This window comes from Psychroserpens sp. BH13MA-6 (assembly GCF_052983595.1).
In genome coordinates this window covers 144,370-156,934 of sequence record NZ_JBRJGE010000001.1, presented here as the reverse complement: position 1 = coordinate 156,934, position 12,565 = coordinate 144,370, and the positions used below count along the sequence as shown (strand labels likewise).

General features: G+C 35.7%; 12 protein-coding genes. 3 read left to right on the top strand and 9 right to left on the bottom strand.

Going from position 1 to position 12,565, the window contains the following annotated elements:
* Nucleotides 1-35: 35 nt before the first annotated feature.
* From ACU8DI_RS00695 to ACU8DI_RS00680, 4 genes are read right to left on the bottom strand one after another with little or no spacing between them, the layout of a single operon-like run.
* A complete protein-coding gene (locus ACU8DI_RS00695) occupies nt 36-1,247 on the bottom strand; it encodes an Nramp family divalent metal transporter (protein ID WP_447110813.1) in 1,212 nt (403 codons plus the stop codon).
* On the bottom strand, nt 1,247-1,795 hold the full coding sequence (locus tag ACU8DI_RS00690) for an RNA polymerase sigma factor (protein ID WP_447110812.1): 549 nt from the start codon (nt 1,793-1,795) through the stop codon (nt 1,247-1,249). The genes ACU8DI_RS00695 and ACU8DI_RS00690 overlap by 1 nt, the downstream gene beginning before the upstream one ends.
* A complete protein-coding gene (locus tag ACU8DI_RS00685) occupies nt 1,786-2,901 on the bottom strand; it encodes a glycosyltransferase (RefSeq protein ID WP_447110811.1) in 1,116 nt (371 codons plus the stop codon). Before ACU8DI_RS00685 ends, ACU8DI_RS00690 begins: the two co-directional genes overlap by 10 nt.
* Nucleotides 2,902-2,904: 3 nt before the next feature.
* Nucleotides 2,905-3,108 (bottom strand): membrane or secreted protein, encoded by a 204-nt coding sequence (locus tag ACU8DI_RS00680; protein WP_447110810.1) that lies wholly within the window; start codon nt 3,106-3,108, stop codon nt 2,905-2,907.
* A gap of 158 nt (nt 3,109-3,266) precedes the next feature.
* On the opposite strand from ACU8DI_RS00680, the gene aqpZ reads away from it, so the two are divergent.
* A complete protein-coding gene (gene aqpZ / locus ACU8DI_RS00675) occupies nt 3,267-3,953 on the top strand; it encodes an aquaporin Z (protein WP_447110809.1) in 687 nt (228 codons plus the stop codon).
* A gap of 66 nt (nt 3,954-4,019) precedes the next feature.
* On the opposite strand, the gene ACU8DI_RS00670 is transcribed toward aqpZ, so the two are convergent.
* The 4 genes from ACU8DI_RS00670 to ACU8DI_RS00655 form a co-directional block, all read right to left on the bottom strand.
* The gene (locus ACU8DI_RS00670; protein WP_447110808.1) at nt 4,020-4,817 is read right to left on the bottom strand and encodes an anti-sigma factor domain-containing protein; all 798 of its coding nucleotides are present in this window, start codon (nt 4,815-4,817) and stop codon (nt 4,020-4,022) included.
* Between the two features lie 2 nt (nt 4,818-4,819).
* A complete protein-coding gene (locus ACU8DI_RS00665; RefSeq protein ID WP_447110807.1) occupies nt 4,820-5,359 on the bottom strand; it encodes an RNA polymerase sigma factor in 540 nt (179 codons plus the stop codon).
* 232 nt (nt 5,360-5,591) lie between these two features.
* Nucleotides 5,592-6,605, bottom strand: a complete 1,014-nt coding sequence (gene murB / locus ACU8DI_RS00660; protein WP_447110806.1) for a UDP-N-acetylmuramate dehydrogenase — start codon at nt 6,603-6,605, stop codon at nt 5,592-5,594.
* Entirely contained in the window at nt 6,605-7,795 is a 1,191-nt protein-coding gene (locus tag ACU8DI_RS00655; RefSeq protein ID WP_447110805.1) for a pyridoxal phosphate-dependent aminotransferase, read from the bottom strand. The genes murB and ACU8DI_RS00655 overlap by 1 nt, the downstream gene beginning before the upstream one ends.
* A 193-nt stretch (nt 7,796-7,988) precedes the next feature.
* On the opposite strand from ACU8DI_RS00655, the gene ACU8DI_RS00650 reads away from it, so the two are divergent.
* Nucleotides 7,989-9,254, top strand: a complete 1,266-nt coding sequence (locus tag ACU8DI_RS00650; RefSeq protein WP_447110804.1) for an aspartyl protease family protein — start codon at nt 7,989-7,991, stop codon at nt 9,252-9,254.
* Between the two features lie 31 nt (nt 9,255-9,285).
* Here the strand turns inward: ACU8DI_RS00650 and ACU8DI_RS00645 are convergent, their stop codons facing one another.
* The gene (locus tag ACU8DI_RS00645) at nt 9,286-9,714 is read right to left on the bottom strand and encodes a DUF1573 domain-containing protein (protein ID WP_447110803.1); all 429 of its coding nucleotides are present in this window, start codon (nt 9,712-9,714) and stop codon (nt 9,286-9,288) included.
* Nucleotides 9,715-9,902: 188 nt separating this feature from the next.
* Between ACU8DI_RS00645 and ACU8DI_RS00640 the strand changes: the two genes are divergently transcribed.
* On the top strand, nt 9,903-12,536 hold the full coding sequence (locus ACU8DI_RS00640) for a valine--tRNA ligase (protein WP_447110802.1): 2,634 nt from the start codon (nt 9,903-9,905) through the stop codon (nt 12,534-12,536).
* Nucleotides 12,537-12,565: the final 29 nt, after the last annotated feature.

Genomic DNA, 12,565 nt, shown 5'->3' with positions numbered 1-12,565 from the left:
TTGGCAAAGATACAAAGTATAATTGTAACCATGCATCATAAAAGAGATAGATACCAGATGCTAAATCCAATTAAAAAGAGAATGCCCATCCAACTTAGAATATGCATTTTCAAACTAGGTCGCCATGATTTTGGTGTATGTTTGCTACTAATGAGTTTATAGTTAATGATGGCATAGAAAGGAGCAGTTAAAAACGATAAAACTGTTGCGATTTGAATGAGAAATCCCATTTCCGACTGAAACTTGAAAAATATAAGTATACTGCCAGAAATTAAGATGAGCATCCAAATTAAATACATATGTTTCGGACTTTTCTTAAATAATAATTCGGTGGTTTTGGCCATGGCGCGTGGTGACGCATCTAATGTTGTTAGTGTGGTACTGAACATGGTCGTAAAAGCCGCGATACCAATAATAATATAAGACCATTCACCCAAGTTATTCGTATATAAGGCTATGAGTTGATTGGAAAATGGTCCCGCTTTATCACTAAATGTTTCACCGCTATTGAACATGACAAGCGCGCCTAAAGAAATAAATCCAATTCCAATAATGATTGTGGCGATAAACCCGACATTGAAATCAAAGAGCGTTGACTTCACATTATAGTCTTTCGTTACTTTTTGTTTTTCAATGGCCCAAAGTGAATGCCAGATAGAAATATCTAATGGAGCTGGCATCCAACCCATGAATGCTATGAGAAATCCAAATTCTACGGCATTGGGAATATAGGCTTGAAAAGATACAGAGCCTGAGTGGTTTTTTGCAGCAAAGAATACCGCAATCAACGTGCTCACGGTGAGAATCACGACAATAAATTTCATTAATCGGTCTAGAAATCTATATTTGCCTAAAATCAAAATAGCAAAGCTAATCACTAATATTATGACGGTCCAATATTCAGGGGAAATGTCAAGTCCAAAAATAGAGGTAGCTAAACCAGCTGTCACAATAGTCACAGCTGTTTGAATCGTGAACATTGTTGCAAATGTTAATACATAATACGTGATTAAAACACCTTTTCCTAGCCTTTTATAACCATCTAACAGGGTTTCACCGGTTGCTAAAGCGTAACGAGGGCCAAACTGGAAGAAAGGATATTTGAATATGTTTACCAATAAAAGTGCCCAGACCAACCCAAATCCAAATTCTGCACCAGCTTTTGTAGATTGAATAAGATGCGAGACACCAATAGCTGCTCCAGCAAACAATAAACCTGGACCTATTTTTTTTAATGACCACGTCATTATTCTTTAGTAATAATCTCTGCCAACAGTTTTTTAGCCCTTAAAAGTTTTACTTTGACATTGTTGATAGGTTCATTCAGCGATTCTGAAATTTCTTTGTAGCTAAACTCTTGGAAATATCGTAAATTAATGACTTCCTGATAGTGTGGTTTCAGTTTTTTGATATCACGTAGTAATTTCGCTAAATTCTGTTCTGTAATCAGTTTATCTTCTGGTGAAGGCGATTCGTCAATAATGGTATAGTAACCATCATTTTGTTCATTACTGGAAGTGCCAGAAATTGTCGAATTTTGCTTTCGTATTAAATCGATATGAATGTTTTTTGAAATGGTAATCAACCACGTTAGAAATTCATAGCGATCATTATAAGTATGTATCTTATCAAATGCTTTTGAAAAGGTTTGGATAGTAATATCCTCTGCATCATTTTCATTTTCAGTACGCTTCAATTGAAAACCATAAACACTGTTCCAAAACTTATCTAATAGATAATTAAATGCTATTTGGTCATTCTTTTTAGCTCTTTCAATCGCGTTTTTTACTTCCAATGTGTTGGTTTTGATATAAGATTTGTTATAAATATAAAGAATTGAAAAATAATTAAGAAGAATTCAAGAATAGGTGAAATGAAGATAAGATCTTTTTCATTCAGCTTTTTTGCAATGGTGTAAAGCGTGGCAAATTGCGTGATAAATCGTATAGCGACTAATCCCACCATCAGTTCCCAATTTTTTGTGATGCTCAACAAAAAGATGGCTAATATCCAAAATAATACTTGCGATATGTAAAATAGCCCGAGAAGTAATTGATGTTTCAATTTATAGTGTGACGCTGTGCTAATATGTCGGCGTTTCTGAAGCACCCACGCTTTAAATGTTTTTTTTGGAACAGAGATCGTAAAACTGTCTTTGTCCAAACAGATGGTTGTATTGTGTTTGGTAGCCATTTGATTTACAAATAAGTCATCATCACCAGATTTAATCTGCATATGACTCATAAAACCGTTGGCTTCAAAAAACAGGTTTTTCTGATAAGCTAAATTTCTACCAACACCCATGTAAGGCTGACCCATCAATGTGTACGAAAAATACTGAACAGCTGTCATGAATGTTTCAAAGCGTATAAGCGCATTAAGCAAGGATCCTTTTATTTTTTGATAAGGACTATAGCCTAGATTCATCGTTTTTTGAGCATTGAATGAAAGGCTCATGAGATAAATCCATTGGTTAGAAACAGGTTTACAATCAGCATCCGTAAATAGAAGTAGGTTGTGCTTTGCTGCTTTTATTCCTAATGTAAGCGCATATTTTTTATTTCCCCAAAACGCTTCAATCGGCTTTACATCCACAATTTTAACGTTATCGTAAGTCGCTTTAAAGGTTTTCATCACTTCCAACGTGTCATCAGAAGAATGGTCATTTATCAAAACAACTTCAAAATCAGGATAGGATTGTGATAGGATTGCAGGAAGGTTTTTTTCGAGGTTTTCTGCCTCATTTTTGGCACAGATGATAACAGATACAGGAATTCTAGGACTGGTCTTTTTTTTTTGTTTTAACCCAGCAAGTTTACCGAAAATAAACCCGTAATATATAATTTGAACAATAACAATTGCAACGAAAACGTAGAATAATACGTCGTAGAAATTAAGCAAAGGTTAGGAGTGTTGAGGTTCGTTACAATTCTCAAATTGATCGGGTGTTTTACCACAAAAACCACAGGCTTCACCTTCTTGATTAAGCATTGGATTTTGACTCGCGCAGGTGCCAGCAAATTTGCCGTCTTTTTTCGCCCACAATTTAATGGCAATCCCAGCGACTCCCAATCCTAAAAGAATTAATGTGATGAGGATAAGTTTCATAGTCATCTTATTTTGTGCAAAGATAAATATTTTGTCGGTGTTTTCGTCAATTAAATATGGTCAATTATGTCAGGGCCTAAATTGATTTGTGACTTTGTAATGTGTTTAAGTGTCTTATAATTAGTAATTTAATATTTTCTAACTAACAATTAAACATTATGAAAAAATTATTGGCAGAGTTCTTCGGAACATTTTGGCTTGTATTTGGAGGATGCGGAAGCGCTGTTTTTGCGGCGGCATTTCCAGAATTGGGAATCGGATTCACTGGTGTTGCACTGGCTTTTGGTTTAACGGTTTTAACGATGGCATATGCTGTTGGACACGTTTCTGGAGCTCACTTTAATCCTGCTGTTTCCATCGGGCTTTGGGCAGGAGGAAAATTTCCTGCAAAGAAATTACTGGGCTATATCTTAGCTCAAGTGATTGGAGCTGTTGCAGCTGCTGGACTATTATTTATGATCTTAACTGGTAAATCTGACTTCGTTGATATAGGAAGTTTTGCTGCAAACGGCTATGGAGAATTATCACCTGGAGGTTATGGTATGATGTCTGTATTGATGACAGAGTTTGTGCTGACCATGTTCTTTTTGTTAATCATTCTAGGAAGTACGTATCCGAAGGCTCCTAAGGGTTTTGCGGGTATTGCCATAGGTTTGGCTCTAACCTTAATTCATTTAATTAGTATTCCTATTTCTAATACGTCTGTCAATCCTGCACGTTCAACGAGTCAGGCTATTTTTGCTGGTGGAGAATTCACCGCACAACTGTGGTTATTCTGGCTAGCTCCAATAGCAGGTGCATTGGTCGCTGGATTTATTCACAAGACATTGTTTAGTAAAGCCTAATAAACGAATGCATAAAAAAAAGCCACTACTGTTTAAGTAATGGCTTTTTTTTATGCTTTAAACTTATTAATTATTCTTAGTCTTCAAGGCAATTTCTGCAACGGCACTATCAGATGATTTAATTTTACTATCATTTTGTTCAATAGTAATTGCTAAACCTAGAGCATCTTCCATATATGGTATGGATTGAAGTTCTGTGTCTGAAGGATCCAAAATGCCCAGATTGATCATACGATCTTGCATTTCTGCCCAAATTTGATAAGAGTGATTTTCTGGTAATTGTGGTAAAGAAACCACATCTATCATTGATGTTTTTTCAACTGCATTGATGTAAGCCACAGTCTTCAAATCTTTGGCACGTTCGTTACCTCTCAAGACATATTTTTCAGTTTCAGGATTGTTCAGTTTCATGAACTGACGCATCACATCATCCAATTTTTTATTGTTATTATCAATATCACTTCTTAAATCAAAGATTTCATCAACAACCACTTGGTTTTCACGTAATAATTCTTGATTTTGCTGGTACATCATAAAAGCCGTTGCTCCAAACACGACAGCGATAACACTTGCCGCGATGCTGTACCAAGGTGTGCGACGTCTCGAAGTTGTCATTTTTACTACAGGAGTGGTGTCGTCTTCGATGCTATTTATAACGCTATCAAGCACAAAACTTGGCGCTTCAACAGCATTGGCCTTAGCAAGAATTTCCAGATTGTCTTGCAATCTTAGATATTCACTTTCCACTTCTGGATAGGTCTCAATATAGTGTTCTACTTTCAGGCTTTCTGAAGCAGAAGTTTCATCTAGTATATACTTGTCAAGTAAACCAGATTGAAAAAAAGTATGTAATTTTTTTTCCATTATTAATTCATTTCTGGATCGAAAACTTTTTTTAGTTCCCTCAATCCAATTTTTAATCTAGACTTGATGGTACCTAAAGGTATGTCCAACTCATCACTTGCTTCTTGTTGCGTCATGCCCTCAAAAAACAAGGCTTTCAATACAATTTGATACTTTTCGTCTAAGCGTCCAACATGATCTTTTAAATCCAAGACATCTTGGTTTAAACTTGCTGTTGGTAAGATATATACGTTAGATTTGTCGATTTGGACTTCTTTCTCGAATCTATTATTAAAACTTCTTAGTTTATCGATGGCTGTATTTTTGGCAATTCGATAGAGCCAAGTGAATAATTTGGCTTTTTTCGCATCGTATTTTTTAGCGTTTTTCCAAACTTTTACAAAGGTTTCTTGAAGGGCATCTTGAGCCAATTCTTCATTGATAGTAACTTTTAAAATAACGCCATAAAGACTATCTGCATAATTTTCATAAAGAAGATTAAGCGCTTTTTTATCGCCTTGAGACAGCAATTCCACTATTTGTTTTTCTATAGGTGTGCTCAAAAATTAAAAATTTAAAAAAAAATAAATTTTAAAACGTCCAAAATTTAGTTTCAATCGTATATATAAATAAGATGGTAAAATTACTAAATTATTACCAAGAACGGAATTTAATCCAATAACATATAATTTCTGTGGAATAGAATTTTTTCTTCCAAAAGGAAAATTGATTAATAGCATTTTCAAAAACCTATTCTGTAGTGAACAAAAGCCTCAAGTCATTGAGGCTTTTTGTTTATATAATATTGACTTCCGCCTCAATATGAATCTCAAAAATACGGTAAACAGTTTGTTGAATGAGCTCCGATAACTTCAAAATTTCTTTCCCGCTTGCCCCTCCGTAATTGACGAGCACTAAGGCTTGCTTTTTGTGAACACCATAATTACCAAAGGTTTTACCTTTAAATCCAGCCTTTTCAATCAGCCATCCCGCAGGAACTTTGATGTCGGTTTCCGATACCTCATAGAAAGGAACATCTGGAAAATGGCTCTGTAAATTTTTAAATTGCGCTTTTGAAATGATTGGGTTTTTGAAAAAACTACCTGAATTCCCAATGTCTTTGGGATCTGGTAATTTACTTTTCCGAATAGCAATAACCGCTTCTGAGATGGTTTGAATAGTCGGTTGCTCAACGTTCATCCTTTCCAACTCAGCAGAAATGGCACCATAACCAGTGCGTAATAGATGATTTCTAGTGGTGAGCTTAAAAACCACACTTACGATGATGTATTGACCTTTGACTTCATTTTTAAAGATGGAGTTACGATAGCCAAACTGACATTCCGCATTGGTAAAAACTTCTACTTTTTGAGTTGTTATATTGAATGCTTTACAGGATACAAATGAATCTTTTAATTCAACACCATAAGCACCAATATTTTGAATAGGACTGGTACCCACGTTACCTGGTATCAGAGAGAGATTCTCTAGTCCGCCATAATCTTGGTCCAAAGTCCATTGTACGAATTCATGCCAATTTTCTCCAGCTTGACATTCGACGAGGACATGCTGGTCTTTGGTTTCTAGAATCTGCTTTCCTTTTAAATTTAAATGAATGACTAAGGCATCTATATCTTGGGTAAGCAACATGTTACTACCACCACCCAATATAAATTTATTTGGATAACCTTCTAAACTGTAAACAGCTCGAAGATCCTCGGTTGTAGTAACAGAAACATAGTGCTTAGCTATAACATCAATACCGAATGTATTATAGGGTTTTAAGGATATTTGATTTTGAATGTGCACTAGTCTTTATATACTTTTAAGGCTTCTTTTAAAATATGAACAGCTTTCTTTAAACTGTCTGTATTCAGGACATAGGCAATTCTAATTTGGTTTAGTCCAACGCCAGCACTACTGTAAAATCCAGCTGCAGGAGCCACCATGATCGTTTCCCCATTAATGTCAAAAGACTCTAACAACCATTGAGCAAAGGCATCAGAGTTTTTGATTGGCAATTGTGCAATACAGTAAAAGGCGCCTTTGGGAGTGCCTACTTGTACACCTTCTATTTTACGGAGTTCTTCTATTAAGACATTTCTTCGCTCTTGGTATTCTTCAATAACATCATCGAAATAACTTTGTGGTGTTTCAAGCGCAGCTTCACTAGCAATTTGGGCTAATGTTGGCGGACTCAATCGTGCTTGTGCAAATTTCAAGGCGGTTTTAATAACATCTTTGTTTTTTGAAACCAAACAACCGATTCTTGCACCACACATGCTATAACGTTTAGACACAGAATCTATGACAATGGCGTAATCGTCTAATTCTTTTTCTTGTAAAATTGAATAATGTTTGGCGCCATCATAGACAAATTCTCGGTAGACTTCATCTGCGATTAGAAATAAATCATGTTTTTTAACAATCGCAGCTAATTTTTTAATTTCCTCTTTCGAATATAAATAGCCCGTTGGATTTCCAGGATTACAAATGAGAATGGCCTTGGTTTTGGACGTGATTAATTTCTCAAATTCCTCAATAGGAGGTAAGGCGAAATTATCTTCAATTTTAGAGATTACAGGAACGACTTTTACGCCTGAAGCCGTTGAAAATCCATTGTAATTGGCATAAAATGGTTCAGGTATGATGACTTCATCGTCTACGTCCATAATACTTCCGAAGGCAAATAATAACGCTTCACTTCCACCCGTTGTAACGATAATATCATCATGACTTACATGAATATCATTCTTGGCATAGTAGTGAGCGATTTTTTTGCGATAGCCTTCAGAGCCTTCAGAGCGAGTGTAGGCTAAAATATCTAAGGAATGAATTTTAACAGCATCTAAAGCTAATTGAGGGGTTTTTATATCGGGTTGTCCTATGTTTAAATGATATACTGTTTTTCCTAGTTTGTAAGCATTTTCAGCATAAGGGACTAATTTTCTTATTGGAGATTCTGGCATTGAAGCTCCTTTTTGGGAAATCGTTGGCATCTCTTTAAATTTTGAGGGTAAAGTTCTGAAAATTATCTTAAAGTTTATTTAAAAAAGCGAGTGAATAATATCAATCGTAATAAAGATTAGTAAATTAGTGAACGTACTTATGATCAATTCCAAAAAAACATACGCTTTATCATTAGTTTTAATGTGTTGCTTTCTCCTATCTTTTGGGCAAGGTGCCTTCAATATGCCTGGAAAAAAAAGTGACAAAATCAAATTCCAGCTGATTAACAACTTGATCATTTTACCCATTGAACTAAACGGCGTGCCATTATCTTTCTTATTAGATACAGGTGTTAGTAAACCCATTTTATTTAATATAACTAATACAGATTCGCTTCAGATTAAAAACGTAGAAACGGTATATCTAAGAGGACTTGGTGGAGGAGAGCCTATTGAAGCTTTAAAATCAAGTCGTAATTTTTTTAAATTGGGCGATGCTATCAATATTAATCAAGATATTTATGTGGTGTTTGACGATTCCATAAACTTCACTTCAAGGTTAGGAGTGGATGTTCACGGGATCATTGGTTATGATATATTTAAAAATTTCATTGTTGAAATTAATTATGTCTCACAGTATATTAAACTCAATAAACCTGAATCTTATAAATACAGACGATGTAAGAAATGTGAAGAATTCAATCTCTCTTTCTACAATAACAAGCCCTATGTGGAGGCAGAGGTGAAAATTGATACTTCTTTTGTTCCTGTTAATCTTTTGATTGATACTGGTAGTAGTGACGCCTTATGGCTTTTTGAAGATGAAACGCTTGGAATTCAGCCATTGCAAAACAAAAGGTTTCATGATTTCTTAGGAAAAGGACTTAGTGGGAATGTTTACGGCGAACGTTCTAAAGTTAAGACCTTCAAACTAAAATCATTTGAATTGCGCAACGTCAATGCCGCGTTCCCAGATTCAGCTTCTATTAGTCACGCTAGAAAGCTCAAAGGGCGAAATGGAAGTTTTTCTGGTGAGTTATTGAAGCGCTATCATCACATATTTGATTTTCAACGTGCCAAAATTACGATGAAGAAAAATGGGAATTTCAATGCGCCTTTCTATTACAATCGCAGTGGCATTATTCTGGAGCAAAGTGGCTTCAAAGAAGTAAGGGAAGAAGAAGATAGAAGTATTAAAAGTTATGGTACAAGAGGTGAAGGAAATACGCAGGTAGACCTGAGTAAATATTACAAATATTCCCTAAAGCCTATTTATTCAGTATTTGAATTGCGAAAAGGATCACCAGCAGAAAAAGCAGGGATTATGGTGGGCGATGTTATTTTATCAATAAATGGTAAAAAGACAAGTAATTTAAAATTGCAAAATATTGTGAGATATTTCAAGAATGATGTTGGCAAACTCATACGCTTAACGGTAAATCGTAATGGTCAAACGATGTACTTTCAATTTAAATTAGAGAACGTATTTAAACAAAAAAAACTCCCATAATGGGAGTTTTTAATCTTTTGTGTTGAAGTGCTTATTGCTCCATCACACTTTTATTCTTTTTTTCCAAGACATTTGTCTTACTTGGATCAATCACTAAACCTTTAATTTTTAAAGCTACAGTAGGTGTTTCAGCATTAGAGGTTACAGTAATGGTTTTTCTTATTGGATTCACTCTATTCGTGTCATATTTCACTTCAATCTCTCCAGATTCACCAGGTAAAATAGGACCATCAGGCTTCTTAGGCACAGTACATCCACAGGTTGACTTTACATTAGAAATGATAAGAGGCGCATCGCCTGTATTTGTAAATTCAAACACTCTCACACCATTCGAACCTTTTTCGATGGTTCCGTAATCAATCACATCTGTTTTAAATTCAATTTTGGCTACTTTCTTGTCTTGGGCAAAAGCTCCAACACTTAAGAAGGCAACACATAACATTATTACTAATTTTTTCATCATTTAAATTTTTAAATTGATACTATCAAAACTACTCACTTTTTACGATTCTGCAAAATAAATTAGTTGAACGACCTTTTAAATTAACATTAATTATGTTTTAGTTTGTCATTAATTGATGTAATCATTTCGCAAAAAAAGAAATATAAGTACTTTTGCTTTTAATAAAGCAAAAACAATACCAAAGCATGGACATCCCATCAAAATATTCAGCTAAATCAGTAGAAAGCAAATGGTACAATTACTGGATGGAGCATAACTTTTTTCATTCAGAACCCGATGAAAGAGAGCCTTATACCATAGTGATTCCACCACCAAACGTCACTGGAGTTTTACATATGGGTCATATGTTGAATAATACCATTCAGGATGTGTTAATACGTCGTGCGCGTTTGCAAGGTAAAAATGCCTGTTGGGTACCAGGTACAGATCATGCGTCTATAGCTACTGAAGCTAAAGTTGTTGCCAAACTGAAAGCGCAAGGCATTGATAAGAATGATTTATCGCGCGACGAATTCTTGAAACATGCTTGGGAATGGACCGAAGAATACGGTGGCGTGATCTTGGAACAACTTAAAAAGCTGGGCTGTTCCTGTGATTGGGATCGGACGAAGTTCACGATGGATGATGAGATGAGTGAGGCGGTTATTAAGGTGTTTGTGGATTTATACAATAAAGGCTTGATTTATAGAGGTTATCGTATGGTTAATTGGGATCCTGAGGCCAAAACAACCTTGTCTGATGAAGAGGTGATTCATGTAGAAAAACAAGGATTGCTTTATTATCTGGAGTATCAAGTAGAGAATAGTGATGAGAAATTAACCATCGCAACAACACGACCAGAAACGATTTTTGGTGATACGGCTATTTGTATCAATCCTAATGATGAACGTTTTTCTCATTTAAAAGGAAAAAAGGCGATTGTTCCTATTTGTAACAGGGTCATTCCTATTATCGAAGACGACTATGTAGATATGGAGTTTGGAACAGGATGCCTTAAAGTGACGCCAGCGCACGATGAAAATGATAAGGTGTTAGGTGATAAATATCAGTTGGAAGTTGTCGATATATTTAACGATGATGCGACACTTAATAGCTATGGTTTACACTTTGAAGGACTAGATCGTTTTGAAGCAAGAAAAGCGGTTGCCAAAGAATTAGAAGCACAGCATATCTTGGTGAAAACCGAAAACCATATGAATAAAGTAGGAACTTCTGAGCGTACGAAAGCGGTTATTGAACCGCGTTTGAGTGATCAGTGGTTTTTAAAAATGCAAGATTTGGCACAACCTGCTATTGATGCCGTGCTTAAAACAGGTGATGTAAAATTATTCCCTAAGAAATTTGAAAACACCTATCGACACTGGATGGAGAATATCCGAGATTGGAACATTTCAAGACAGTTACTTTGGGGACAACAAATACCTGCTTATTATTATGGTGATGGTTCATCTGATTTTGTAGTGGCTGAAACTGCAGAGGAAGCCTTAAAGTTAGCTCAGGAGAAATCTAGTAATCCCGATTTAACTGCGGCAGATTTAACGCAAGATGCAGATGCTTTGGACACCTGGTTTAGTTCTTGGCTGTGGCCTATAAGTGTTTTTGATGGTATTCGTCATCCAGAAAATGCAGAGATACAATATTATTATCCGACAAACGACTTAGTAACTGGACCTGATATTTTATTTTTCTGGGTCGCGAGAATGATCATTGCAGGTTATGAATATAAAGGAGAACGTCCTTTTGAAAATGTCTATTTAACAGGCTTAGTGCGCGATAAACAACGACGAAAAATGTCGAAGTCTTTAGGGAACTCACCAGATGCGCTGAAACTGATTGATGATTATGGAGCAGATGGTGTTCGTGTTGGTTTGTTGTTGAGTTCTGCCGCAGGAAATGATTTGATGTTTGATGAAGATTTGTGTCAGCAAGGCAAGCAATTTGCTAATAAAATATGGAACGCTTTTAGGTTGGTAAAAGGTTGGGACGTAGACACAGAAATTAGTCAGCCTAACTCCAGTAAAATTGCCATAGAATGGTTTGACTCAAAATTCCAAAAGACCATTTCAGAAATTGAAGATCATTTCAGTAAATATCGTTTGAGTGATGCGTTAATGGCCACGTATAAGTTGATATGGGATGATTTTGCCTCTTGGTTATTAGAAATTGTAAAACCGGCTTACCAGCAACCAGTAGATGGTAAAACCTTCGAGAGTATTAATAGCATCTTTGAAGATATTTTAAAAATTTTACATCCATTCATGCCATTCTTGACGGAAGAAATATGGCATTACATTAAAGAACGCACTCCAGAGGAGGCTTTAATAATTGCTAGCTGGCCAGAGTCCAAACCGATCAATCATCAATTGATTTCAGAATTCGACTTTGCAGCTGAAGTGGTGTCAGGTATCCGAAATATTAGAAAGCAGAAAAATATTGCTTTTAAAGAAGCCATAGGGTTTTCTGTAGTTAATAATGACAATGTCACAACAACATTTGATGAGGTAATTACTAAACTTGGCAACTTGGAGGAATTTAATTATATAGATGAGCCTTTGGAAGGAGCTTTGACATTTCGCGTGAAATCGAATGAATACTTTATTCCTATGGAAGGAAGTATTGATGTAGAAGCTGAAATCAAGAAATTGACGGATGAATTAAATTACACGGAAGGTTTCCTAAAATCGGTACAGAAGAAATTATCTAATGAGCGCTTTGTAAGTGGTGCGCCAGAGCAAGTCGTCGCTTCCGAACGTAAAAAAGAGGCAGATGCCTTGGCTAAGATTGAAACGATTAAAGCGAGTTTAGACAGCTTGAATTAGTTATCTCGCTTTGGCTTAGGTTGCTATAA

Excerpts from the sequence above, each read along its gene's own strand:
- ACU8DI_RS00695 (WP_447110813.1), bottom strand. The coding sequence starts at position 1,247 with ATGACGTGGTCATTAAAAAAAATAGGTCCAGGTTTATTGTTTGCTGGA.
- ACU8DI_RS00680 (WP_447110810.1), bottom strand. The coding sequence starts at position 3,108 with ATGAAACTTATCCTCATCACATTAATTCTTTTAGGATTGGGAGTCGCT.
- aqpZ (WP_447110809.1), top strand. The coding sequence starts at position 3,267 with ATGAAAAAATTATTGGCAGAGTTCTTCGGAACATTTTGGCTTGTATTT.
- ACU8DI_RS00670 (WP_447110808.1), bottom strand. The coding sequence starts at position 4,817 with ATGGAAAAAAAATTACATACTTTTTTTCAATCTGGTTTACTTGACAAG.
- ACU8DI_RS00655 (WP_447110805.1), bottom strand. The coding sequence starts at position 7,795 with ATGCCAACGATTTCCCAAAAAGGAGCTTCAATGCCAGAATCTCCAATA.
- ACU8DI_RS00650 (WP_447110804.1), top strand. The coding sequence starts at position 7,989 with ATGCCTGGAAAAAAAAGTGACAAAATCAAATTCCAGCTGATTAACAAC.
- ACU8DI_RS00645 (WP_447110803.1), bottom strand. The coding sequence starts at position 9,714 with ATGAAAAAATTAGTAATAATGTTATGTGTTGCCTTCTTAAGTGTTGGA.
- ACU8DI_RS00640 (WP_447110802.1), top strand. The coding sequence starts at position 9,903 with ATGGACATCCCATCAAAATATTCAGCTAAATCAGTAGAAAGCAAATGG.